Annotated in this window: 22 protein-coding genes and 1 pseudogene; 11 read left to right on the top strand and 12 right to left on the bottom strand. The window is 32.8% G+C overall.

Going from position 1 to position 24232, the window contains the following annotated elements; all coding sequences use genetic code 11:
• Positions 1-16: 16 nt before the first annotated feature.
• A complete protein-coding gene (locus SHI72_RS06050) occupies positions 17-157 on the top strand; it encodes a hypothetical protein (RefSeq protein WP_039115357.1) in 141 nt (46 codons plus the stop codon).
• A gap of 80 nt (positions 158-237) precedes the next feature.
• Here the strand turns inward: SHI72_RS06050 and SHI72_RS06045 are convergent, their stop codons facing one another.
• From SHI72_RS06045 to SHI72_RS06000, 10 genes are all read right to left on the bottom strand, one after another.
• Positions 238-792 (bottom strand): fasciclin domain-containing protein, encoded by a 555-nt coding sequence (locus SHI72_RS06045; protein WP_323489363.1) that lies wholly within the window; start codon positions 790-792, stop codon positions 238-240.
• Between the two features lie 409 nt (positions 793-1201).
• The gene (locus SHI72_RS06040; protein WP_323489362.1) at positions 1202-2611 is read right to left on the bottom strand and encodes a TolC family protein; all 1410 of its coding nucleotides are present in this window, start codon (positions 2609-2611) and stop codon (positions 1202-1204) included.
• Between the two features lie 2 nt (positions 2612-2613).
• Positions 2614-5766, bottom strand: a complete 3153-nt coding sequence (locus SHI72_RS06035) for an efflux RND transporter permease subunit (protein WP_086894067.1) — start codon at positions 5764-5766, stop codon at positions 2614-2616.
• Positions 5767-5797: 31 nt separating this feature from the next.
• Entirely contained in the window at positions 5798-6931 is a 1134-nt protein-coding gene (locus tag SHI72_RS06030) for an efflux RND transporter periplasmic adaptor subunit (RefSeq protein ID WP_323489361.1), read from the bottom strand.
• Positions 6932-7337: 406 nt separating this feature from the next.
• Positions 7338-8093, bottom strand: a complete 756-nt coding sequence (locus SHI72_RS06025) for a LytTR family DNA-binding domain-containing protein (RefSeq protein WP_323489360.1) — start codon at positions 8091-8093, stop codon at positions 7338-7340.
• A gap of 1 nt (position 8094) precedes the next feature.
• Positions 8095-9192 carry a sensor histidine kinase gene (locus SHI72_RS06020; RefSeq protein ID WP_039118710.1) on the bottom strand — a complete coding sequence of 366 codons (1098 nt, stop codon included), beginning with the start codon at positions 9190-9192 and terminating at the stop codon, positions 8095-8097.
• Positions 9193-9253: 61 nt separating this feature from the next.
• Entirely contained in the window at positions 9254-10300 is a 1047-nt protein-coding gene (locus tag SHI72_RS06015) for a beta-ketoacyl-ACP synthase III (protein ID WP_323489359.1), read from the bottom strand.
• A 53-nt stretch (positions 10301-10353) separates the two neighbouring features.
• On the bottom strand, positions 10354-11187 hold the full coding sequence (locus tag SHI72_RS06010) for a universal stress protein (RefSeq protein WP_323489358.1): 834 nt from the start codon (positions 11185-11187) through the stop codon (positions 10354-10356).
• Between the two features lie 307 nt (positions 11188-11494).
• Positions 11495-12511: an alpha/beta fold hydrolase gene (locus tag SHI72_RS06005; RefSeq protein WP_323489357.1), complete on the bottom strand. Its 1017-nt coding sequence runs from the start codon at positions 12509-12511 to the stop codon at positions 11495-11497.
• 28 nt (positions 12512-12539) lie between these two features.
• Positions 12540-12866, bottom strand: coding sequence for an SdpI family protein (locus SHI72_RS06000; protein ID WP_039115344.1), 327 nt, complete (start codon positions 12864-12866; stop codon positions 12540-12542).
• A gap of 378 nt (positions 12867-13244) precedes the next feature.
• On the opposite strand from SHI72_RS06000, the gene SHI72_RS05995 reads away from it, so the two are divergent.
• Together SHI72_RS05995 and SHI72_RS05990 are read left to right on the top strand one after the other, a co-directional pair.
• A complete protein-coding gene (locus SHI72_RS05995) occupies positions 13245-13889 on the top strand; it encodes a carboxypeptidase-like regulatory domain-containing protein (RefSeq protein ID WP_039115343.1) in 645 nt (214 codons plus the stop codon).
• Between the two features lie 96 nt (positions 13890-13985).
• Complete coding sequence (locus SHI72_RS05990; protein ID WP_039115341.1) at positions 13986-14657, top strand: carboxypeptidase-like regulatory domain-containing protein; 672 nt, start codon at positions 13986-13988, stop codon at positions 14655-14657.
• Between the two features lie 63 nt (positions 14658-14720).
• On the opposite strand, the gene SHI72_RS05985 is transcribed toward SHI72_RS05990, so the two are convergent.
• The gene (locus SHI72_RS05985) at positions 14721-15293 is read right to left on the bottom strand and encodes a DUF6252 family protein (RefSeq protein WP_039115340.1); all 573 of its coding nucleotides are present in this window, start codon (positions 15291-15293) and stop codon (positions 14721-14723) included.
• A 561-nt stretch (positions 15294-15854) separates the two neighbouring features.
• On the bottom strand, positions 15855-16943 hold the full coding sequence (locus SHI72_RS05980) for a pentapeptide repeat-containing protein (RefSeq protein ID WP_323489356.1): 1089 nt from the start codon (positions 16941-16943) through the stop codon (positions 15855-15857).
• Between the two features lie 942 nt (positions 16944-17885).
• On the opposite strand from SHI72_RS05980, the pseudogene SHI72_RS05975 reads away from it, so the two are divergent.
• The 8 genes and pseudogenes from SHI72_RS05975 to SHI72_RS05940 form a co-directional block, all read left to right on the top strand.
• A pseudogene (locus tag SHI72_RS05975) lies at positions 17886-18065 on the top strand (efflux RND transporter permease subunit); the annotation flags it as partial.
• A 119-nt stretch (positions 18066-18184) separates the two neighbouring features.
• Positions 18185-18622 carry a hypothetical protein gene (locus tag SHI72_RS05970; RefSeq protein ID WP_323489355.1) on the top strand — a complete coding sequence of 146 codons (438 nt, stop codon included), beginning with the start codon at positions 18185-18187 and terminating at the stop codon, positions 18620-18622.
• A 217-nt stretch (positions 18623-18839) separates the two neighbouring features.
• Positions 18840-19238 carry a hypothetical protein gene (locus SHI72_RS05965; protein WP_039120396.1) on the top strand — a complete coding sequence of 133 codons (399 nt, stop codon included), beginning with the start codon at positions 18840-18842 and terminating at the stop codon, positions 19236-19238.
• 11 nt (positions 19239-19249) lie between these two features.
• The gene (locus SHI72_RS05960) at positions 19250-19939 is read left to right on the top strand and encodes a VIT1/CCC1 transporter family protein (protein WP_086894060.1); all 690 of its coding nucleotides are present in this window, start codon (positions 19250-19252) and stop codon (positions 19937-19939) included.
• An 88-nt stretch (positions 19940-20027) separates the two neighbouring features.
• Positions 20028-22535 carry a cation-translocating P-type ATPase gene (locus SHI72_RS05955; RefSeq protein WP_039115330.1) on the top strand — a complete coding sequence of 836 codons (2508 nt, stop codon included), beginning with the start codon at positions 20028-20030 and terminating at the stop codon, positions 22533-22535.
• Between the two features lie 84 nt (positions 22536-22619).
• Complete coding sequence (locus tag SHI72_RS05950) at positions 22620-23054, top strand: thioredoxin family protein (RefSeq protein WP_086894058.1); 435 nt, start codon at positions 22620-22622, stop codon at positions 23052-23054.
• A 40-nt stretch (positions 23055-23094) separates the two neighbouring features.
• Positions 23095-23988 (top strand): FAD:protein FMN transferase, encoded by an 894-nt coding sequence (locus SHI72_RS05945; RefSeq protein ID WP_323489354.1) that lies wholly within the window; start codon positions 23095-23097, stop codon positions 23986-23988.
• Entirely contained in the window at positions 23985-24218 is a 234-nt protein-coding gene (locus tag SHI72_RS05940) for a DUF4266 domain-containing protein (protein WP_229335590.1), read from the top strand. The genes SHI72_RS05945 and SHI72_RS05940 overlap by 4 nt, the downstream gene beginning before the upstream one ends.
• The last annotated feature ends 14 nt before the right edge of the window (positions 24219-24232 follow it).

The following is a 24232-nucleotide window of genomic DNA, read 5'->3' as shown; positions in this document are numbered from 1 at the left end:
AAAAAATCCTACTCTTATGTATAAAATTCTAGCTCAGATAAACAAATTGATTTTACCCAGTTTTACCAAGCGAGGACTTGATATTACAAAAGCCAAAAAATGGCAAATGGCAATAATTGGTTACCGTTATTACGTTACAAAACGTGCTTTAGATTAAATCTATACATTCCTAATAAATACAAAAAAGTCCTGTACAACATACAGGACTTTTTTTGATTATTGGGACAATCAGTGCATTTATTTTTTTGGTAATAATACCGTATCAATTGCGTGAATTACACCATTTGATTGGTTTACGTCTGCGATGGTTACTTTTGCTTTATTACCACTTTCGTCGCTTATATACAAATCTTTTCCTTTCATCCAAGCTGTTAGTGTCCCACCACTTACAGTTTTTAATGTTGCTTTACCTCCACCCATTTTTATTGCTTTGGCAATATCGGCTGCATTCATTTTTCCAGCCACAACATGGTAGGTCAAAATATTTTGCAACGTTTTAATGTTTTCTGGTTTCAATAATGTTTCAACTGTTCCTTTTGGTAATTTATTAAATGCTTCGTTTGTTGGAGCAAAAACAGTGAAGGGTCCTTTACTTTCTAATGTTTCTACCAAACCAGCCGCTTTTACTGCTGCTACTAATGTGGTGTGGTCTTTTGAGTTTACGGCATTCTCGATAATATTTTTGTTTGGGTACATTGCTGCTCCACCAACCATAACTGATTTTTGAGCGAAAGAAGTTGCTCCAAATACTAATGCAAAAAATGCTGCTGCTAAAATGCTTTTCGTTTTCATAATTTAATTTTTTAGTTATAAAAGCATTTACGACATAACATTCGATTTGGTTTTTAATATAGCTGAAATTTGAACAAATAAAATCAAAAACACGCTGCAACCCTTGTAAAATGGGAGAAAAATAAAATCCATCATCTTTATAATAATTTATAGAGACGATGGATTCTTTTAACTCCTTGGATGTAATTACTCCGTTTGTTTCCTTGCTTGTATCTTAAAAATTTTATTTAACACATAGAAACATAGATTTTATGTGTAAATAAAGAACTCAAAAAGAAATACATTTCTTTCACATAATTCTAGCTATGTGTATTTAAAATAAGTGAAACGACTTTTTTTGAGAATTCAAAATCTATGTTTCTATGTGTTAAATTTTATTACACCCAACAGGTTTTTTACTTAAAACTATCTATTGCACTCCGCCGCCTAAAGCACGATATAGATTTATTGCAGCATTTAGTTTTTCTAACTTTATACTAACAACATCTAAGTCATTTTGTAAAGCACCATTTTGGGCAACAATAACATCTAGATAAGTTACCATACCACTTTTATATAGCAATGTCGCATCAGAAGTTGCTTTGTCTAAAGAAACTGCTTTTTCTGTCGCGAGTTCCATGCGTTCATCGGCATATTTTAATTGAGACATGGCATCATTTACTTCTCCAACAGCAGTTATATACGATTGCTTAAACTGAATAACTGCTTTTTCCTGTTCTATAATTGCAACTTCATAAGCAGTTCTTAAAGCACGTTTTCTAAATATTGGCTGTGCTAAGTTAGCTGCAATAGTTTTAGTAACTGAACCTGGAAAATTAAACCAAGTATCAAACTCAAATGAATTTTTTCCGATTGAAGGTCTCAAGCTCAGTGTTGGATACATAGTAGCTTTTGCCAATCCTGTTTTAGCATTAGCAGACATAACAGCGTATTCGGCAGCTTTTACATCTGGTCTTCGGCTTAAAAGTGATGCTGGAATCCCTGAAGGCAAAACAACATCAAATTCTGCTACTTCCAGATTTCCGGATCGTAATATGCTATCCGGATATTCTCCACATAAAATTTGCAATGCATTTTCCTGAACTGCAATATTTGCTTTCGCTAAAGGAACCAATAACTCAGCTGTTTTTTTCTGAGCTTCAGTCTGATAAAGTGCCAAGGAACTAATTGCTCCCGAATTATATTGCAGCTTCATCATATTTAAAGTGTTATCACTTAATTCGATGTTTTTCTGTGCAATTTTAAGTTGTTCATCCAATCCTAAAAGATTATAATACGATTGCGCAACCTGAACAATAATTCTGGTTTTTAAAGCCGAAAGATTCTCTTTTTGAGCAAAATAATTGGCTTTAGCCTCTCTTTTCTGCATCGTTACTTTCCCCCATATATCTGCTTCCCAAGACAACTGAATATTGGCATTATAATCGTCCATATAATCCTTACTGGTAAACTGTGCGCTCAAAGAACCATTAAGTGAGTTTTTAGACTGATAACTGCGGCTCGCATTTGCATCAAAATCAAGCGTTGGTAATAGACCTAATTTTGCTTGTTTGTAATTAAGGTCTAGCTGCTCCATGCTTTTTATAGCGATAAGCACCTCGTTATTTTTAACGAGGGCTTTCTCTATCAAATCAACCAACAATGGATCTTTATAGTAATTTTTCCAGGGATGTAAAATAGTATCTCCGGTTAGTGTTACCTCTTCACGATATTTTTCGGGAACATTTAAATCTGTGCGAGAATATTTTTTCCCTACTACGCAGGATGTTAGTAAAACACCCGCAAATAAAGAAATTCCAATTTTATATAGTACTCTCATTATTATTCTTTTATATTTTTAATTACAATCTTCTTACCCGATACTTTTTCTTGTAAATATTGAAATAGTATAAAAAGTAACGGAATTACAAAAACTCCCAAAACAACGCCACTAAACATTCCTATAGCCGCACTTACACTTATAGATCTGTTTCCTACTGCTGTTCCTCCTGTGGCAAACATTAATGGTATCATACCCGCAATAAAAGCTAGAGATGTCATGATAATAGGTCGCAATCTCGATCTGGCTCCCTCGATAGCCGCTTCTGTAATAGATAGACCTGCATAACGTCTTTGAAGTGCAAATTCTACAATAAGAATAGCATTTTTGGCCAAAAGCCCGACCAACATAATTAAACCAACCTGAACATAAATGTTGTTATCAAGCCCTACTGCTTTAACTCCCGCAAAAGCTCCTAATATACCTGTTGGGATAGAAAGCAATACTGCAAGAGGCAATAAATAACTTTCGTATTGTGCAGCTAATAAAAAGAAAACAAATAGAAGACATAACCCAAATATGGCAATAGTCTGATTTCCTCCCTCTTTCTCTTCAAGACTTAATCCTGTCCACTCATAACTATAATCAGATGGGAGTTTATCCAGAACTTTTTCCAGATTACCCATAACTTCTCCATTACTAAATCCTGGTAAGGCTACCGCAGTAATATTAACCGAGTTGTAAAGATTGTAACGGTTTACAGATTCTGGCCCATAAACTTTATGAAGCTTAACAAGAGATTTTACTGGTACCATTTCCATTTTTGCATTTCTAACAAATATTTCATTAAACGCGTCTTGGTCTGTTCTAAAAATACCATCTGCCTTAACATTAACTCGGTAAAACTTTCCGAATCTTGTAAAATCTGCCGACTGATCTCCTGCAAAATAAGTCTGGATATTATTTAAAAGTTCACGTATGTTAACTCCCATTTGGCTGGCTTTCTCCTCATCTACTTCTAGTTCAAACTGCGGATAATCTGCTCTAAATGTAGTATAGGCGTATTGTACTCCTGGTTGTTGCATAATTTGCCCAATCACTTTATCAGTCATCGCTTTTAATGTAGCCGGATCACGCGCTGTTCTGTCCTGAAGCACAATCTCGGCACCACTTGTTACACCAAATCCTTCTACAGGAGGCATTCTGAGTACCATAATCGAACCTTCTTTTATACCCGATAATTTGCCCGTAACCATATTTAGTACTTCATCAATATCCTTAACCGCTCCTCTGTCTTTTTTAGGCTTTAATTTTATAAACCCTAATCCGTAGGCAGGACTGGCACTATTACTAAGAATGTTAAAACCTGTAATACTGGTATTATTATCAATAGCTTCTACTGTCGAAAGTTCTTTTTCAATCTTCTCAACTACTGCTGTAGTACGATCTAATGCTGTTCCCGGAGGCATCGATAAACTGTAAAGCATAAAGCCATCATCTTCCATTGGCACAAAACTTTTAGGTGTAGACATCATCATTACGATAGCAATAGTACTTATCCCAACAACTAATCCTCCTGCAAGCCATTTTCTGCCTATAAGAAAACGAACTCCTTTAATATATTTACCCGTTAAGTTGTTAAACCCTGTATTGAATCCTACAAAAAAACGTTCTTTAAATCCTGATTTATGATCATTCCCTTCATGTTTACCATTATGGTCGTTCTTTAACAAAAGTGCACATAATGCTGGTGTAAGCGTAAGTGCATTTACTGCCGAAATGATAATTGCAATAGCAAGTGTATAAGCAAACTGCGTGTAGAAAATCCCTGATGATCCTGTCATAAATCCAATCGGAATAAATACTGCCGACATTACCAGTGTTATCGAAACAACCGCTCCTGTAATCTCTGTCATGGCGCTATGAGTAGCTTCTTTGGCGGAAAGCCCAGAATCTTCTTCCATCTTACTATGCACGGCCTCAACCACCACAATGGCATCATCGACCACAATACCAATCGCAAGAACCAAGGCAAAAAGCGTTAGAATATTTATGGTGAATCCAAATACGAGCAGGAAGAAAAACGTTCCTATAATTGCTACCGGAACTGCAATAGCTGGGATAATCGTCGAGCGAATGTCTTGCAGGAATATAAATACTACTATAAAAACCAGAATAAAAGCTTCTAGTAATGTCGATTTTACTTGTCCTGTTGCTTCGTCAAGTCTTTCTTTGGTACTCATTACGTTAACGTATTTAATACCTGGAGGAAAAGATTTAGATAAACGTTCTACTTCTTTATTAATCCCGATTTCAATGTCGTTTGCATTCGAACCTGATGTTTGTAATATCGCCATTGTAACGGCGTTTTTTCCGCTAGATTTATTGTCTCCACTATAAGAAATTGAACCAAATTCTACTCGCGCTACATCTCTAAGTCTTAAAATATTATTCCCATCAGTTTTAACCACAATATTTTCATATTGCTCTGGCTTATTTTTCTTTCCTTTATACCTGATTACGTACTCTAAAGCCGACTTTGATTCTTCTCCTAATTTCCCAGGAGCCGACTCTAAACTTTGATCTGCAATTGCCTGACTTATATCTGACGGTACTAAGCCCGCATTTGCCATTTTGCGTGGATCAAGCCAAACTCGCATAGAGTAATCTTTTTGTCCAAAAATCTGAACCTGACCTACTCCCGGAACTCGCTTTATTTGCGGAACCAAGTTAATGTTGGCATAATTTTGCAAAAACAACTCATCGTATTTGTTATTATCATCTGTATAAAGATTAAAAATAACAATCATACTATTTTGCTGCTTAGAGGTCGTAAGCCCCATTCTGATAACTTCTTGCGGCAATTTTGGTGTTGCTTGCTGTACTCTGTTTTGCACATTTACCGCAGCCTGATCAGGATCTACACCTTGTTTAAAAATTACACTGATAGAAAAAGATCCGTCATTACTAGCAGTAGATTTTATATACTGCATATTCTCAACCCCGTTTATTTGTTCCTCTAGTGGTGTTACTACAGAACGAATAACGGTTTCACTATTTCCTCCGGGATAAGTACCACTTACCATAACTGTTGGTGGTGCAATATCTGGAAACCTTGTTACCGATAATCTTGTAAGACTTATGACACCTAATATCACCAATACAATGGAGATAACTGTAGCCAGTACAGGCCTGTCTATTATTTTTTTTAACATGGAAAATGTTATTTTATATTAAAACCGAAATTTATTTATTGCTTAGCGCTTTTGCAGCTACTTTTGGAACTACTTCCATATTGTCATAAAGTGCATCGATAGTATTTAATGCAATCTTGTCACCAGATTTTACACCAGATTTTACAAAATAATTTGCACCTGCACTACCCGTAATTTCAATAGGAACCATCGCTACTTTGTTGCCTTGTCTTAAAACATAAACAAAAAATTTATCCTGAATATCTTTTACACTTGCCATTGGAACACTAATTACCGAAGACAAACTACTATTTAATACAACTCTTGCTGAACCTCCTGATCGTAATTGTTTCTTTGGATTTGGAAAAATTGCTTTTAATGCAATAGTTCCTGTAGTACGATCAATATTACCGCTGGCAACTTCTAGTTTTCCCTGATGTTCATACAAGCTATCGTCTGCCAAAATCAAACTTACAGATTGGTTTAATTGTGAATCTTTTGAAAAAGACAAATAATCAGCTTCGCTCAAGGAGAAATACACAAATACTGTATTAATCTCAGAAAGAATAGTTAATGGAACAGCATCTGTTGGGGTAACCAGATTACCTACACGATTAGGAATACGGCTGATATAACCGCTTACCGGTGCTTTAATCAAAGAGAAATCAGCATTAAGTTGTGAAGATCCTAAAGCCGATTTTGCCTGAGCTGCTTGCGCTACTGCTGCTTCATAATTGGCTTGTGCAGTTTTTAATTGCATATCCGAATATACTTTAGCATCTACAAGAGGTTTAATCTTTTCAATCTCTAATTTGGCGTTTGCAAGATTTGCCAAAGCACTCTTATATGCAGCACGAGTATTATTAACCTGCTCTACAAAAACATCTGCTTTAATTTTAAAAAGTGATTGTCCTTTGCTTACATACTCTCCCTCTTTTACATAAATTGCTTCAAGATATCCTGAAACCTGAGGTTTTATATCTACATTAACTGAACCTTCGATAATTCCTGGGTATTTTTTTTCAACTTCGCCTGTCATAGATTTAGCCTGAAAAAAATCTACTTCTGGTTTTGGAGCTTCTAAAGCTTCTGCCCCACCTTTTCCACACGAAGAAAAGCTAATGATAATCAATAAAACTACCATTTTGCTGAGTGTTTTATTATTTTGGAAAAACTGTTTTGTCATTTTATTTCGTTTTGAATGAATACATCGAATTTGACGACAAAATAACACCCCAAACCCCTCTTAAATTATTAGAAGATTACCCAACCGTAATTTTTCAATACTGAAACGAATACGTAGGTTACCAAAGGAAAAAAAACTAAGCCCACGGTTTCAAGCATGCGGTACAGATTGCGATAATGCATTGCGTTCCAACGTTTGAAACTGTTGGCAATGTTTATGCTATTTGTGTTTACAATCCGTTTCCGAACTATTAGTTTGATTTACAATGAGGAAATAAAATTGAATTTATTTTTTGGATTTGTAATGCAGACAGACTAAATAATCATTGAATAAATGATAAATAGTTACCGCAATAAAAAAGAGTAGTATCTATAAAACTAGTAAGTTATACCTAATTTTAAGTGCATTAGCGATCCATCCATTGCTTAAAAAAAGGAGCTTTTTCTCGGCTAATGATTACCTCACGCTCAGAATCTCCGTAAAGTAGTATTTTAAGCTTGGCATTAAAGTAATTCGAAATAGATTTTATACTTTCTACCCGTATAAAAAATTGCCTGTTGGCTCTGAAAAAGATATTTGGATCGAGTTCTTCTTCAAGCTCTTCCATTGTTTGAGGAATGGCTATAATAGTACCATTTTTAAGAAAAAGATGCGACGTTTTAAATTCTGAGTATATAAAATCAATATCGGTAACAACCACGCTTTTATATCCATCACGGTAAGTAACTAAAAAACGCAATCTAAAGGAAGGTTTATGAACAAATTTTTTTAAAATATCTGCAATATCCTCGGTATTATGTTTTGCTTTTGCTAAAGACTTAAATTTAGTTAAAGCATCTTGTAATTCATTCTTTTCAATCGGTTTCATTAAGTAGTCGATACTATTTACCTTGAAAGCCCTCACTGCATATTCATCATAAGCGGTAGTAAATATGATGGGACAAGTAATTTTTACCTTTTCAAAAATAGAAAAACTTATACCATCTGCCAGACGAATATCCATTGTAATTAAATCGGGCATGGCATTGGTATTTAACCATGTTACCGTACCTTGAACCGTATCTATGACATCCAGAATTTTACAATCTGGCTCCAATTCTTCCAACAATCTTTTAAGACGATTGGCATTGATAATTTCATCTTCTACAATTAAAATTTTCATACTATTTTATTAAAGGCAAACGAACACAATAAAAACCATTAGACTCCGAAAAGACAGGCATTCGATCAAATAATATTTTATATCTAAATTCAATATTTTTATTCCCTACACCTGTAGAATCAAAACTTTTACCTGATGTAGGTTGCAAATTATTCCTAACAACAATATCTCCAACATCTGAATAAATAGAAATTATAAGCGGATTAGACAACGTAGCCACGTTATGTTTTACAGCATTTTCTACCAGTAATTGCAGTGTTAAAGGTGGTAAATGAAAATCTAGACAAGTCATATTCACTTGTATTTTCAATTCAACCTTATCACCAAGGCGTTTTTTTAAAAGATAAAAATAAGCATTTAAAAATTCAATTTCTTCTCTTACCGTAATAGTGTCTTTATTAAGGTTAGAAATCATATAGCGATAAACCTTTGTGATATTCTCTAAAAATGAAGCTGCCGATAGTGGATCTTCGTGAATTAATTCGGTAAGAGTACTAAAATTATTAAACGTAAAATGGGGATCAAGCTGTAGTTTTAAAGACTCTAACTCTGAGCGGGTTACAGCTTCTTGCAGCTGAGAAGCCTTAATTTTGAGCTCCGCAGCCTCATCCAAAGTGACGCGCCATCGATTAAGCAAAAATATACTAGTATGAATAAAACTTATGAAAAGTGACAATATAGCTGCCATCAAATTTGACTGCCATATAATCAGAAGTTCACTTTCTTTTAACGGAGTCCAGGGATAAAAAAATTGCCATAAAAAAGAAAACAAATAATTTAAAAGAATGTTACCTATAATGAGAAACAAAAACTGCACAAAAGCCCTAAAAATAGGCTTTTGTTCCCAGCTAATCCAATGATTTAGCGTACGTCCTACAAAAAGACTTAATTCAGTAAGGATCGCACAATATGCTAAAATCAAGAATATATCAAGAGTCCAATCTAAATCCCATAAAGAATCTTGTCCATAACTTCTGTAAGGATTTAAAACAAAATAAGAAGACAGGTACACTAAAAAAACAACTGGTATTACAATAATCCTATAATATTTATAGAAAAAGTTCTTACCATTAGTTTTATTTTGTGTTTTTGAATTCATAAGCTAATAAGTAAGAACAGTTGTTGTATTAAGAAAATTATTAAAGTAATTGAAATCTCTATTAATGTGTTAAAGCATATTCTGATTTTTTATCGTTTTTTGAAGACTTTACAGGTTTCTGTTTTCGCATAACTCCCCATTTTATACAAGTCGCTCCCCACGAAAAACCAGCTCCAAAGGTGGTAATTAATATGTTCTGGCCTTCCTTAAAATCAGCTGCAAAATCCCAAAGACATAACGGAATCGTTGCAGATGTTGTATTACCATATTTATCAATATTCACCTTAACCTTTTCGGTTCCAATATTTAAACTTTCGCCTACAGCGTTAATGATTCTTAAATTAGCCTGATGTGGCACAACCCAATCAACATCTTCTACACTTAAGCCATTACTAGCAAGAACATCTTGAGAAACACTACTCATAGATTCAACAGCTTTTTTAAATACAAAAGCCCCTTCTTGCTTAATATAATGATCTCGGTTTACAATAGTTCCCACTGTAGCAGGAAGCTTAGAACCGCCTCCAGGTACTAATAATGCAGATGTGCCGCTTCCGTCTGTACGCAAGATGCTTTTCATCATTCCATATTCTAAATCTGTTTTCTCCAAAAGGACTGCACCAGCCCCATCACCAAAAAGAATACAGGTATTGCGGTCCTCGTAATCTACAATTGAGCTCATTTTATCTGCTCCAACCACAATAATTTTTTCATATCGACCACTTTCAATCATGGCAGTACCCACTTCTAGCGCGTACAAAAAACCACTACAAGCAGCGTTAAGATCAAGTCCAAATGCATTAGTAAGTCCGCTTATTTCGCATACTTTACTTGCTGTAGGAGTCAAAAGATGGTCAGGAGTTGCCGTTGCCAGCAATAAACCATCTATTTCCTTTGGGTCAACATCATAGTTTTGCAATAAATTTTCAATTGCAGCACAAGCAAGGTCTGAGGTTGCTTGATCTTTGCCAGTAGCCAGTCTACGTTCTTTTATTCCAGTTCTTTTTTCAATCCATTCTCCAGTTGTATCAACCGTTTCAGATATCATCTCATTACTTAGTATAGAAGTCGGTACAAAGCCACCTATAGCCGTAATTGTTGCATTCATTTTTAATCGATTATATTGTTATTTCTTTGCTTTTATATAAAATAAAAATATCATCAGAAATTAGGAAAAGATAATAGGGGTATATCTAAACCGACTGCCATAATTCTGGTTTTACTTTTATGCACCAAAGAATCCCAAAAACCATACCTTTGTGGTACCATTACTAAAATATCTGCATTATAATTCTTGATTTCTTTCTTGATCTCATTAATTACAGCATTAGACTTAACCGTTTTATAAATATATTTAACTTCTTTAAACTCTTCTTCAAGCGAAGAATTTAATAGCTGTACCCCCTGCTCCTGCTTAAGATTGTCTATTTTTTCATCTACACTAAAAAACTCTAGCTCGGCACCAAGATTACCTACAATATCTTTTAACCAACTAAATCTTTTTATCGAAGAGAAACTTAAAGTATCACAAGCATAGAGTATTTTTTGTATGTTCTGGAAACTAGCATTTTTAGGAACTGCCAATACTGGTATATTTAAGTTCTTTATTACCGATGTTGTCGAATTTCCTAATAATTCCTGCTCAAAAGATCGCTCTGCCATTCCCATGACAACTAACTCAGCATTAGTATCATCAATTATCGATGTAAGCTGATCCTCCAGGAAAGAATATTTGCAAAAACAACTTACTTCAATAGTATAAAGATCTGCTATTTCTTTCCCGAAAATTTCTAGTTTCTCGGTAGCTTTCTCGATTTGCTTTTGCATAGCTTCGGCAGTAATATGAGCATTAGAACTATGTAAACCCAAAGAGAAGGAATTAAACAAAACAAGCTTGGCACTTGTGGCTTTTGCAAGTCCCGCTGCATAAGCAACAGCGTTATTTGCTATATCGGAAAAATTTGTAGCTGCAATAATAGTAAGTGGTGAAGTCATAATATATCAATTAAATAATTATAGAAGTAAAGTTCCTTAATTATTCGTTTAGACTCTTTCTAAAATTACCGAAGAATCATTTTTTAGACCTCAACCGTATTTTTTAGTTCCCGAAAATAGATTTCTCTCATAAATACGGTAAAATATGAATGTGAAAATGGTGTTATCACAATATTATTCGCCTTTATGATTTAATTTTTAAGCTATAAAATCATTTATGCTATTACTTTGCTTTTTATTTTCTCTAAAGAATATAAGACCAGACATTTACCTTAAAAACACCTATTTTATTTTAAGCAAAGAATAACTAAATCTTTTTAACCCAAGTAATAATCTCTACTAAGGCCAAACTATCTATTTCATATAAATGAAAATTCATTGCTTTTATTTCACCATAAGTCAAATAGTGATTGAGGTTATTAAAAAGTTTTATTTCAATATTATCATTGTCAAAGCTTTTTAAAATATTGATATTCGATACTGGATCTACAAATTTATCGTTGCTTCCAATTATATAAAGTGTAGGTGTTTTAAGAGCTCTGTACGTGTCTTCGTAGTTCTTTCTTAATAAATCTAAATAGGTAGGAAAAGAAATATACCATTCGAATTGTTTTTTCTTAAAGCCTTTTTCTTTTAAAGAAATTTTAATTTTCTCTCTTAATAAATCGTTAGCATCATTTTTATTTTCTTCTACCATCTTATGGATCAAGTCCATAACCTCGAGTTTAGTTTCTAAATCTGTATATTGAAGATTCCTCTCTTGTAAATTTACTCCAGTTTTTACTTGGTATTTTAAGAAAGCTCCATGCTTTTCTACTGGTGTGGCCCATTGGACTAAAAAATCAACATTTGTTCCTTTTTCAATTGCTCCAATACTTGCTAAACCACCTTCACTATGTGCAATTACACCATTTTTTTTATCTTTTAAGAATGGTAAACTTTTGATATGTTCAATTGCATAAATAACATCATTTATCTTGTCAGATATACAATAAGAAACCATGTTATATTTACCCTCAGATTTCCCAACACCTCTTTCGTCATATCTAAAAACGGCAATATCATTCTTCAATAACTCTTCTACCAAAATATAATGACTATTCCTGGAATCTTTACCTGAACCTGGTATAATAATTACTACTTTATCAAATTCTGTTTTAGGACAAATTAAAGTTCCATAAAGTTTTATTTTTTCTTCGGTTTGTTCGATTTCAATCTCAGTAGAGTCATATTTTCCGATTTCACTGATCTCTTTCTCATATGTAAAAACTTCTTGTGAATATCCCGATATACAAAAAAGCACTACCAATGATAGTGCTTTCATTTTTTTAAAAAATAAAATAGATGTCATCCTATTTACTTATTTTTTCATATTCAGATAATTTTCTTTCAGTAATAAGAAAAACCAATCCCAATTCAGCTAATAAAATTACAGCAAAAACAATTTTATTTACTCCATCTACAAATAAAGACGCAACACAAAACCCTATAATATTACCAACTGAGATTACAAAAATTGCAATAGAGGCAAAATGATTTGAAAAATTCCAATTCTCGATATTCTTCATCGATTTTTTAGTTCGATAACCATAAAAGCGATTAATTCTTTTTGGTGGAAAAAGCATTAATACCATTGAAACAACAAATAAAAGTATTGAAACTAAAAATTCTGAATACATAATTATGGTTTTTAAAGTTAGAAAAAGGAAAGACTATTTATGTCTGATTTGCTACAAATAAAAAGAATAAAAAATAATGGAAACCAATGTTTTAGCTAAAAGAATGCACTAAAAACAACATCGGATAAAATAGTATAACCCTAAGATAACCTGAGTCAAGTTCTTATTAATCTTGACAAGATAATTTGACATTAACCTCTATAAAATTTTAATCATTTAAAAAAATATTCAGATCCTTAATCAATTAATCCCTATTTTTAAACTCGTAAAAGCAATCTGGAACAAAAAGAAGTGTATATGTCATATTTATTGCATCTTTAAACAGCTAATGTGCCTACATAACATTATGGGTTTGATGAAAATTTAATTTGAATTAAAATGAAAAATAATATCAAAATATCAATTCCAAAACCTTGTCACGAAAACTGGCTAGAAATGACACCAACCGAAAAAGGCAGATTTTGTAGCAATTGCCAGAAAAATGTAATTGATTTTACAAAAGCATCAGATAGAGAAATTCTTATAGCATATACCAAGAATAATAGCTTATGTGGACGTTTTAATAGTACACAACTTAATAGAAAAATGATAATTCCTAAAGAAAAAAAATCAATCTGGATGATTGCTGCAGCATCAGCAATTGCATTTTTAGGATTAGGAAATCAAATAATAAGAGCACAAGAAAAGGCAAAAACAGAACAAACAGACCGCAAACAACTTAAAAACAATATAAAGGTTAAGTCTAAAAAAGACCTCATAACCTATACAGGAACTTTATATGATTCTCAAAATAACCCAATAACAGATGCTAATGTTAAAGTAAAACGAACCAAAATTGAAACCAAAACTAATTTTGACGGAGAGTTTACAATAAAGGCAAAAAAAGGAGCAGTTTTAATATTTCAACATGAAGATTTTTTAACCACCGAATTTAAACTTGAAAATGATATTAAAATTAAACCAATAATGAAAAATTATTATTTTATAGGAGAAGTCGTTACAGCAAAAACAGAAGATGATTAAATACATTTATAAAACTCACAAAAGCTAGGCACACACAAAAAATGTACTCCATAATATTATTTGTCTGATGAAAATTTAATTCAAATTAAAATTAAAATGAAAAATAATATCAAAATATCAATTCCAAAACCTTGTCACGAAAACTGGCTAGAAATGACACCAACCGAAAAAGGTAGATTTTGTAGCAACTGCCAGAAAAATGTGATTGATTTTACAAAAGCATCAGATAGAGAAATTCTTATAGCATATACCAAGAATAATAGCTTATGTGGACGTTTTAATAACACACAGCTTAACCGCAATATTATGGTTCCAAAAGAAAAAAATTCTTTCTGGATGATAGCTGCCGCGTCTGTAATTACTTTCTTAGGATTAGGAAATCAAAGTGTAAAAGCACAAGAAGCTATAAAAACAGAACAAACCGATATAAAACTCCCCAACGACACGATTTCTGCCGATGATAAAGACGAGATTACATATACAGGAACCGTTTATGACGAAGAAAAACTACCAATGCCTGGAGCAACTATAAAGATAAAAGGAAGAAGTATGCATACTGCTTTTGATGGTAAATTCTCTATAAAGGCAAAAAAAGGAGATATATTACAAGTATCTTATCTTACTTATGATAATGTAGAATTAAAACTTACCCATAACCCAAAAATTAAAATAAATTTAAAGAAAACTACTGCCTCTAAAGATGAAATGATAATTACGGTTGGAGCAATAATCATAAGAAATCCAGAAGACGAATACATTGAATTTTAAAAAGTATAAAGCATAAAAAAAACGAGCCAGAAATGACTCGGTTTTTTTATGCTTTTAGAATAATTAATCTATCGTAATTACCTTATAAGATAAATTTGTAAAAACACCTTTGCTAACTTCTACCGTTTCTGGAGTTACAATTTGATTTTGCAACGAACCAGCTTTTATAGCAGTAAAACTAAATGTTCCCGAAATAGTTTTCTTTTCTTTATCAATAGAGGTAACTGTTATTTTCCCTATTTTAGGAGCATGCTCAGTATAAGTACTATTCCCTATTAAATACGTATTTATAAATAATGCATCGCTTGTTTCGCTTTCTTCATCAAAAGAATAAGTACGCACAGGCATCCCATTATCAGTCGTTAATTCGCTAGAAAATGTCAAAGACAATAATTGTGATGCATCCTGAGCACTTATATCAAAACGTTGCTCTTTTGTACTTGTTGCACGAATTAATGTTACGCTATTAACCTTACCTGTCCAGGCAGCACCATTAATACTTGCAGTAATTGAGCTAGCCTGATTGTTTGCATTATTAGCATTGTTTGCGTCATTAGTATCATCGCCACTATCGCTACTACATCCTGCAAAGAATAATGATAAAATCACTAATCCTGTTCCTAAAATTTTTTTCATATTTATTTGTTAGTTTTCGGCAAATTAAATCTAATTTTTCCTAATAAAAAAACATTAATGAAACAATTAAAAAAATAGTTCTAGAATAGTTTTTTCGCATAAAAAAAGCCGAACTATTACTAGTTCGGCTTTAATCTATAATCTAAAAGAAATTATTTTACTTCTTCTGAATTGGAAAGCAATAGCCTTTATTAGTTATGGATTAAAAGATTTAGAACTCCTAAAAGATAAATCATATAGTTAGATCCCATAATCCCTTTTGTCGACACCTTTGGTGAAATTTCCAAAATTATCAATAACAAATGAGGCTTTATCACCCACACTTAAATAGTAAATCTTACCAAACCATTAAATGTCCTCTGATACAGATAGGAGGCAAATGTTGGTAAACTAGTTAAACAAAAAAACAATCAAAAAGATTCAGGAAAAATACGCTCTAAAAAAAATGCTAAATCGAAAGATTTAGCATTTTTTTTTCCTTTTATTAAGATGCTACAGGTTTTCTTCACCAAACTCATATTGATAGTTAATTCTCATTAAGCTATTTTGTAAAAATCTTCTTTAGGGTGTTAATAATTTGATACCCGTCAAATCCGCGCTTCCTCTTTTCAGAAACTCATAGGTCATTTGATCTGCTTGACAGTCTACAAACTTAACCCGTTTCAAATTATTATTTTTAAAGAAAGTGTTCGTAAGTACAGCATTCTGGAATGTTACTCTTTTAAAGGTACAGTTTTCAAAATAACAGTCTTCTAATCTACCCTCAAAAACTATATCTTCAATCTCCATTGCTGTAAAAGAAGTGTGATTCCAAATAACATTTACAATTGTATTCTTCCCAAAAGCTCCAGATTTAAAGGCCAGTCCAGAAAAATTGGCATCAGAAAAATCACACCTCATGACACTACTTCTTGAAAACTCCGTTTCTTTAAGGCAACAGTCTTTAAAAATAGTATTGGCTAAGCTAGAGCCCTGAATGTGACTGCTGCTAATATCCGAACCTGAAAAGTCACAAGTATCAACGTGATTATTTTTTAGAAAATTCACTCTGGTAAGATTTGCTCCAGAGAAATTACATCCCATAATATAACTAGTAGAAAATTCTGCCTCTTTCAGACTGCATCCCTTAAATAAATTTTTGTGTAAATTGGATTTCTGAATCTGGCTATTGCTGATGTCAGAATCTGAGAAATCACAGCCATCAACATTATTATTCTTTAGAAGAAGACCAGACAAATCTGAACCAATGAAAAAGCAACGCTGCATGTTGGAGGAACTGAATTTTTCATGCAGGTTTTTCAATCCGGAAAAGTCAGCTTCTATCCAGTTACCATCTGACAAATCCCACTTAATCTTTTTCTCCTCTTTAATAGATGAGGATTGCAATTCATCAGATTGTTTAACAATAGACGCATCGATTACTGTTTCAGTCGTTTCAGATTGGGAATGCTCTGAAAAATAATTAAGATCGACACCCAGAATTTCTGCCAGACGGCTAAAAGTAGTGATATCTGGCATTGATTCACCACGCTCCCACTTTCCTACCGCCTGAGAACTTATGAATAGCCGCTGAGAAAGCTGAGCTTGAGAAATATTTATTCTTTTTCGAGCCTCGGCAATTTTATTGCCAATCATTTTAGTATTTAGCATAAGTACTATTTTTTATTAATTCGACATTGCAAAGATATTCGGATGCTTTTTCGGCATCAAAAAAAAACAAACACTTATAGTTGTTTTTAACTACTATTCTCTCGATTTCTTATTTGTTTTTTTTCAACATGTGCGCAACCTCAATTCTAATAAGAGTTCTCTTTGCAGATTCAAACTTTTTAAAACCTAAGTCTTTTTATATCCTCAACTATAAAGTGAATAGAAAATCAAATGTATGCCAAGCTCTATATAGATAACACTACTACCCTTTAACTTTTAAATAAATCACCCATTGTATCGATTTCTTTAGTTTATTGATTTACAATTAAATAAATAAACTAAATTTATATACGCTACGAAAACTAGACTCTTGATGAGACAAAACTATTGAACCTCTTTTAACTATTTACAACACTTATAAACAATTGGTTACTAAAAAAAACATCCGACTATTACGTATATTTGTACTGTGAAAAAATATTTATCCATATTATTTTTATCTGTTTACCTACTCTCAATTACTCAATTAGGTGAATTAATAAAGCTACCTCTCTTGGTAGAACATTATATGGAACACAAACAGCAAAATAGTAATTTGACTATTTTGAACTTTTTACATATTCATTACCAGGCGCAACATGTATTTGATGCTGATTATGATAAGGATATGAAATTACCTTTTAAATCACATACTAATATATCCTCAGTTGTCTTTTATCCACTAATACAAGAATATAAAACAATACAAAAAGTCAATTTTAAGTATAAAAAAGAAATTTTATATACATATTCTTTTTCCTATTCTTCTATTTCACTTTCGTCTATCTGGCAGCCACCCAGAAACTGTTAATCGTTTTTTATTGGCTTAAAAACTTTCACATCTAATGGCGTGTGTCTTTGCTATTCCTTATTTTTTATAACGACGATTAATAAAACAAACTTATGCTTACTAAAATAATTGAGTTTTCCGTGAGGAATAAACTCATCGTAGGGCTTATTATAATTGCCCTGATTGGCTATGGCTCATACGAAGCCACTAACCTACCCATTGATGCTGTTCCAGATATAACCAATAATCAGGTGCAAATTATTACAATAGCTCTTTCATTTAGAGCCAAAGAAAATGGCTATTTGGAGATTCTAAACCCTGAAAAACTTAAAAACAAAAAATTGATTACCAATGGAGCTTATACCCTATTGATGAAAAATAAATAAAAATTAATAACTTAAAACAAAACATTATGAACGGAGCGCATTATCATTTAGTATTGAATCACTTGCCGATTATTATACCAATCGTAGGCTTATTGGTTCTCATTGGTGGATTTACTGTAAAATCAGAAATTGTAAAAAGAACCGCTTATTGTATTTTTATTCTGGGAGCTATAACAACATTTGCTGCTATAACTACAGGCGAGGGAGCTGAGGATGTAGTAAAACAAATTGACGGAATTTCTAAAAGTTTAATTCACGAACATGAAGAAAAAGCGGAAGTTTTTGCCCTATTATCTTATATATTAGGTATAACCTCAATACTAGCTTTATGGAGCAATTGGAAAAAGAAATCATATGCAAATTACATTGGGTATGCTATAATTGCATACTGTCTTGTAGTTTTATACTTTGCCCAACAAACAGATACTACTGGCGGTGAAATTAGACACTCTGAAATTAGGTAGCAACAACATCAATGTGTTTGCAGAAATCAGTTATAATCCACAGCGGCTTCATAAATCCCCGCTGTGATTATTGCTGACAAAATAAATTTAATCACTTTATAACCAACTATTTAAACACAAAAACAAAACTATAAAATTTAGAATCATTCTATCCTCCCTAAACCATTATATTATACTTGGTTAATGTAATTTTATATAAAAAATAGTATATTATATCATGAGTCTTATCCTAGATGAAGCAAAGCTTCATAGCCTTTTAAAAGTAGTAGATTTAAACATACACAAACTTAATGACCAAAAAATAGTAGCTTTTCTTGAATTTTTAGGGTTAAAAGACCGTGAGGATATTCCTAAGAATTATCTAGATTGGGAAACAATACTCATTGTAGTGCCTAATCGTCATGTTTCTCAGCAAATAAAACAATATAAATTCTTAATATCCCGAATAGCATTTACAACTAATCCTAATGCTCAACAAATTTATATTTATGATTTTAATGAATGGAAAAACGCTACCCGAAATAAAACAGCATTACAAATAAGACAGTTATTGAAGACTAATTTTGGAGGTTTTGAAAAAACCACTAAAGATCCAGACTGGATTAAACAAAAATAAAAACTAGAACTATGCATGTTGAAAATCATCATATTAACAGAAGTGGCTGGCTAAGGGCAGCTGTACTTGGTGCCAATGATGGTATTTTATCCACAACCAGCTTGGCAATTGGTGTTGCGGCGGCGAGTACAACCAGAGAGCCTATTTTCCTTGCTGCAATTGCAGGTTTAGTTGCTGGTGCTCTTTCTATGGCTGCTGGCGAATATGTTTCAGTCAGTTCCCAATCTGATGTAGAAGCAGCTGATTTAAAAAAAGAAAAAACAGCCCTTGAAACCCAGCCTGAAGAAGAACTGGAAGAATTAACGGATATTTATATTCAAAGAGGATTAGATAAAGAATTAGCCAGACAGGTTGCTATCGAATTGACAGCTCATGATGCTCTTGAAACCCATGCGCGCGATGAACTAGGAATAAATGAAATCACACAGGCTAATCCATTAATTGCTGCTTTCGCATCGGCAGTATCCTTTATTATTGGAGGTTTGTTACCTCTTCTGGTTGCCATTTTTGCGCCGATAAAAGAAATGGTATTTTATCAATATGGTTTTTCAATACTCTTTTTAGCTTTCTCAGGCGTATTAGCTGCTAAAGCGGGTGGATCACATACTTTAAAAGCCGTTGCACGAATTTGCATTTGGGGAACCATTGCAATGGGGATGTCTGCTTTAGTAGGGTATCTGTTTGGAGTTCAAACTACTTAAAAATTAAATGATACGTATATCTAACTTCAAAATATAATGTACTTACGAAGCAAATAATAAATAAACCATCCCTAAAAGCAATTCAAATATGCCTGTAAATAATTTTAATATAAATGGATTAACAGATAAAGAAGTAATTCTTTCCAGGGAAAAGTATGGCCTAAATAAGCTAGATTACAAAAAAGAGAATACTTTGTTAAGTACAATTAAACGGATTGCAAAAGAACCAATGATAATTTTACTTCTAATTGCAGCACTTATTTATTTTATAAGCGGTAAAACAAATGATGGCTTTTTTCTGGTAGCAGCAATCATTTTTCAAGTATCGATATCATTATTTCAATACTCAAGAAGCAAAAACGCATTAGAAAAGCTTAAAGATTTTGCACAACCAAAGTGTAAAGTGATTCGTAATGGAAAAGAAGAAGAAATAAAAAGTGAAGAAATAGTTGTAGGAGATAGTTTGATTGTTGAAGAAGGTACTTCAGTTGCAGCAGATGGCATTATAGTACATTCAAATGATTTTTCTGTAAATGAATCTATCCTCACTGGAGAATCATTATCTGTATTTAAGGATAAGACAAAAGAAGATAACCATATTTATTTAGGAACTACTGTAGCTACAGGCTTGGCAATCGCAACAGTAACTGCCATAGGGAATCAAACAAAATTAGGTAAAATAGGCACTAGTTTAGAGCATATTAAAGAAGAGAAAACCCCTTTGGAAATACAAATAAGTGACTTTGTAAAAAAAATGGTTATAGTCGGGACAATTGTTTTTGCTATAGTTTGGATAATAAATTACTTGTATTCACAAAATATAATAAATAGCCTGCTACAATCATTAACTCTGGCTATGAGTATATTACCTGAAGAAATCCCTGTAGCTTTTACAACTTTTATGGCTTTAGGAGCTTGGAGATTAATGAAAATGGGGGTTGTTGTAAAACAAATGAAAACTGTTGAAACATTAGGTAGCGCAACAATAATTTGTGTCGATAAAACAGGTACGATTACGGAGAATAAAATGACGCTTGCTAAATTATTTTTAATGTCAAGCCAAAAAATAATAACCTTAGAAAATATTGATACAGAAGAAGAAAAAGAATTACTAACTGCTGCTATGTGGGCAAGTGAACCAATTCCTTTTGACCCAATGGAAATTGCATTGCATAAGGCATATAAAGAGACCTGCCAGAAAGACGATCGTTCAAATTATAAACTCATTCATGAATACCCACTTGGTGGTAAACCTCCTATGATGACTCATATATTTGAAGCCATTGATGGTAAACGCATTATAGCTGCTAAAGGAGCACCCGAGGCCATTTTGAAAGTGGCTATGCTCTCAGAGATTGAAAAAAAACAAACTCATGACGCTATAAATACCTTATCTGCAGATGGATATAGAGTCCTTGGAGTAGCTTTATCAACTTTTACAGGAAATACTTTCCCTCTTAATCAGCAAGATTTTCCATTTAAGTTTTTAGGAATTGTAGCCTTTTATGACCCTCCAAAGAAAAACATCCAAAAAGTATTGGAAAATTTTTATAACGCAGGAATCTCGGTAAAGATAATAACAGGTGATAATACTCCAACCACACAAGCAATCGCAAAACAAATAGGGTTTAAAGATTGTGATAAAAGTATTTCTGGAGATGAATTGATGAAAATGAATGATAATGAATTACAAACCAATGTAATGAAAATAAACATTTTTACGAGAATGTTTCCAGAAGCTAAACTAAAAATAATAAATGCTTTAAAACAAAATAACCAAATTGTAGCTATGACCGGAGATGGGGTAAATGATGGTCCTGCACTAAAAGCCGCACATATTGGTATAGCGATGGGTAAAAAAGGTACAGAAATTGCAAAGCAGGCCGCGTCACTAATTTTACTAGAAGATGATCTTTCAAAAATGGTAGAAGCTGTGGCTGTAGGCCGAAAAATATATGCCAATTTAAAAAAAGCAATTCAATACATAATTTCAATACATATACCTATAATATTAATAGTCTTTATCCCCCTGGCTTTAGGGTGGGTCTATCCAAATATTTTTTCGCCAATACATATCATTTTTCTTGAATTGATAATGGGCCCTACATGTTCCATAATTTATGAAAATGAACCCATGGAAAAAAATACAATGTCTCAAAAACCCAAACCTTTTACAACAACTTTTTTTAATTGGAAAGAATTATCTACAAGCTTTTTGCAAGGAATAATTATTACAATCGGAACACTATCTATTTATCAATATTGTACTTTTAATAATTATAATGAAGCATTAACCAGAACTATGGTTTTTACTGTTCTAATAGTTGCTAATATATTCCTTACTTTAATTAACCGCTCGTTTTATTATTCAATCTTGACAACAATTAGATATAAAAATCCAATGGTACCACTTATTATTTTAATTACAATCATTCTTTTAGGGTTAATCCTTTATATAAAACCGTTAACCTTATTCTTTGAATTTGATTTTTTAAATACCAATCAATTAGTAATAGCAATTGCTACAGGATTTGTGTCAGTGGCTTGGTACGAAATTGTAAAACTATATAAAAGAAGCAAACAAGATATTGCCTAAATTTAATCTAATCTTAAGCGAATCTAAAAAATAAACAAAGTCCCAATTCGTTATTTCCTAAATACCTAAAAACAAAACTGCAAAATGAAACTAATTACAATGTTCCTTTTATTGACAGTACTTCCTATAAATTGGGAATCCGACTTTAATAATGCAAAAAAAATTGCAAAGGAAAAGCACGAATTAATCTTATTGAACTTCTCAGGTTCAGACTGGTGCGGGCCTTGTATTGTAACGCGTAGAGACTATTTGGAAAATCAGTCATTCGCAGACATGGCAAATGAAAATTTAGTATTAGTTAATGCTGATTTTCCCCGCAAGAAGAAAAACATTGGAACTCCAGAGCAAGTAAAACGAAACGAGGATTTAGCCGAAATATACAACAAAGAAGGAAGTTTCCCTTTAACACTTCTTCTGGATGCAGATGGCAAAGTAATTAAAACCTGGCATGGAAAACCAGAAATGACTCCCGAAGAGTGGACAGCCGAAATAAAAGCGATCTGTGATAGTAAAAAATAACATCCTGAAAAATCAAAAATATTCACAATCCCTAAAACTCATGGGAAACAACTTTACTATTACTGTTGTTGCAGAAAATGAGAAGATTGGAAACGAGAATATTAATCTGGCGATTGATGAAATCAAACGGATTGAAAAACTTTTGACTACTTATAAAAATGATAGTCAAACTAATCTGATTAATGATAATGCAGGAATTCAACCTGTAAAAGTAGATCTGGAAGTTTTTAACCTAATTGAAAGAAGCCTTGGTATTTCGAGAATTACACAAGGAGCATTTGATATTTCTTATGGAAGTATCGACAAAAGTCTTTGGAATTTTGATAAATCAATGACTAAACTGCCAGATGCTGACACGGCATTAAAAATGGTGCATCTTATAGATTACAGAAATATTATCCTAGACCAAAAAAATACAACTGTCTTTTTAAAGAAAAAAGGAATGCGAATTGGTTTTGGTGGAATCGGAAAAGGCTATGCAGCTGAAATGGCCAAGCAAGTGCTTTTAAAACATAATATTCAAAGCGGAATCATTAATGCAAGCGGAGATCTCTCGGCATGGGGATTACAACCTAATGGCAAAAAATGGACCATTGGAGTTGCCAATCCCGACTCTCCTACTGCGGCATTTTCGTATATGGAGATTTCTAATAAAGCAATAGCAACTTCTGGTAACTATGAAAAGTTCGTAACCATTAACGGTAAAAAATATTCGCATACCATAGACCCAAAAACAGGATTACCAGTAACTGGAATAAAAAGTGTCACTATTATTGCTGCAAATGCCGAGTTTGCAGATGCAATGGCAACTCCAATTGCTGTTATGGGGATTAAAGCAGGTTTATTTTTAATAGATCAAATTCCCGATTTATATTGTATTATCATTGACGACAACAATAAAATTTACACTTCAAAAAACATCAACCTGAAATGAAAAAGCCAAAACAAAAAGCGCTCGTACTATTCTGTAGCATTGCTTTTACAGGCATTCTACTCACCTCTTGTACTTCGGTAAAAGAATACCAAAAAGGAAAAATAAACGATTCTGAAATGGTACTTTCTAATAGAAAAATCGAAAAGACAGAACTCAGTTTTCAATCCTACCGTGAAGGAGCTTCCGGAGCAAATGCTGGAAAAAGCGGCGGTGGCTGCGGTTGTAACTAATTTTCATACCATCA

The sequence above is a fragment of the Flavobacterium sp. PL02 genome (assembly GCF_035013205.1).
Classification (GTDB): Bacteria; Bacteroidota; Bacteroidia; order Flavobacteriales; family Flavobacteriaceae; genus Flavobacterium.
The sequence above is the reverse complement of the archived record's forward strand: the minus strand, read 5'-3'. Positions and strand labels throughout refer to the sequence as shown.

Excerpts from the sequence above, each read along its gene's own strand:
- SHI72_RS06050 (WP_039115357.1), top strand. The coding sequence starts at position 17 with ATGTATAAAATTCTAGCTCAGATAAACAAATTGATTTTACCCAGTTTT.
- SHI72_RS06045 (WP_323489363.1), bottom strand. The coding sequence starts at position 792 with ATGAAAACGAAAAGCATTTTAGCAGCAGCATTTTTTGCATTAGTATTT.
- SHI72_RS06040 (WP_323489362.1), bottom strand. The coding sequence starts at position 2,611 with ATGAGAGTACTATATAAAATTGGAATTTCTTTATTTGCGGGTGTTTTA.
- SHI72_RS06035 (WP_086894067.1), bottom strand. The coding sequence starts at position 5,766 with ATGTTAAAAAAAATAATAGACAGGCCTGTACTGGCTACAGTTATCTCC.
- SHI72_RS06030 (WP_323489361.1), bottom strand. The coding sequence starts at position 6,931 with ATGACAAAACAGTTTTTCCAAAATAATAAAACACTCAGCAAAATGGTA.
- SHI72_RS06025 (WP_323489360.1), bottom strand. The coding sequence starts at position 8,093 with ATGAAAATTTTAATTGTAGAAGATGAAATTATCAATGCCAATCGTCTT.
- SHI72_RS06020 (WP_039118710.1), bottom strand. The coding sequence starts at position 9,192 with ATGAATTCAAAAACACAAAATAAAACTAATGGTAAGAACTTTTTCTAT.
- SHI72_RS06015 (WP_323489359.1), bottom strand. The coding sequence starts at position 10,300 with ATGAATGCAACAATTACGGCTATAGGTGGCTTTGTACCGACTTCTATA.
- SHI72_RS06010 (WP_323489358.1), bottom strand. The coding sequence starts at position 11,187 with ATGACTTCACCACTTACTATTATTGCAGCTACAAATTTTTCCGATATA.
- SHI72_RS06005 (WP_323489357.1), bottom strand. The coding sequence starts at position 12,511 with ATGAAAGCACTATCATTGGTAGTGCTTTTTTGTATATCGGGATATTCA.
- SHI72_RS06000 (WP_039115344.1), bottom strand. The coding sequence starts at position 12,866 with ATGTATTCAGAATTTTTAGTTTCAATACTTTTATTTGTTGTTTCAATG.
- SHI72_RS05995 (WP_039115343.1), top strand. The coding sequence starts at position 13,245 with ATGAAAAATAATATCAAAATATCAATTCCAAAACCTTGTCACGAAAAC.
- SHI72_RS05990 (WP_039115341.1), top strand. The coding sequence starts at position 13,986 with ATGAAAAATAATATCAAAATATCAATTCCAAAACCTTGTCACGAAAAC.
- SHI72_RS05985 (WP_039115340.1), bottom strand. The coding sequence starts at position 15,293 with ATGAAAAAAATTTTAGGAACAGGATTAGTGATTTTATCATTATTCTTT.
- SHI72_RS05980 (WP_323489356.1), bottom strand. The coding sequence starts at position 16,943 with ATGCTAAATACTAAAATGATTGGCAATAAAATTGCCGAGGCTCGAAAA.
- SHI72_RS05970 (WP_323489355.1), top strand. The coding sequence starts at position 18,185 with ATGAACGGAGCGCATTATCATTTAGTATTGAATCACTTGCCGATTATT.
- SHI72_RS05965 (WP_039120396.1), top strand. The coding sequence starts at position 18,840 with ATGAGTCTTATCCTAGATGAAGCAAAGCTTCATAGCCTTTTAAAAGTA.
- SHI72_RS05960 (WP_086894060.1), top strand. The coding sequence starts at position 19,250 with ATGCATGTTGAAAATCATCATATTAACAGAAGTGGCTGGCTAAGGGCA.
- SHI72_RS05955 (WP_039115330.1), top strand. The coding sequence starts at position 20,028 with ATGCCTGTAAATAATTTTAATATAAATGGATTAACAGATAAAGAAGTA.
- SHI72_RS05950 (WP_086894058.1), top strand. The coding sequence starts at position 22,620 with ATGAAACTAATTACAATGTTCCTTTTATTGACAGTACTTCCTATAAAT.
- SHI72_RS05945 (WP_323489354.1), top strand. The coding sequence starts at position 23,095 with ATGGGAAACAACTTTACTATTACTGTTGTTGCAGAAAATGAGAAGATT.
- SHI72_RS05940 (WP_229335590.1), top strand. The coding sequence starts at position 23,985 with ATGAAAAAGCCAAAACAAAAAGCGCTCGTACTATTCTGTAGCATTGCT.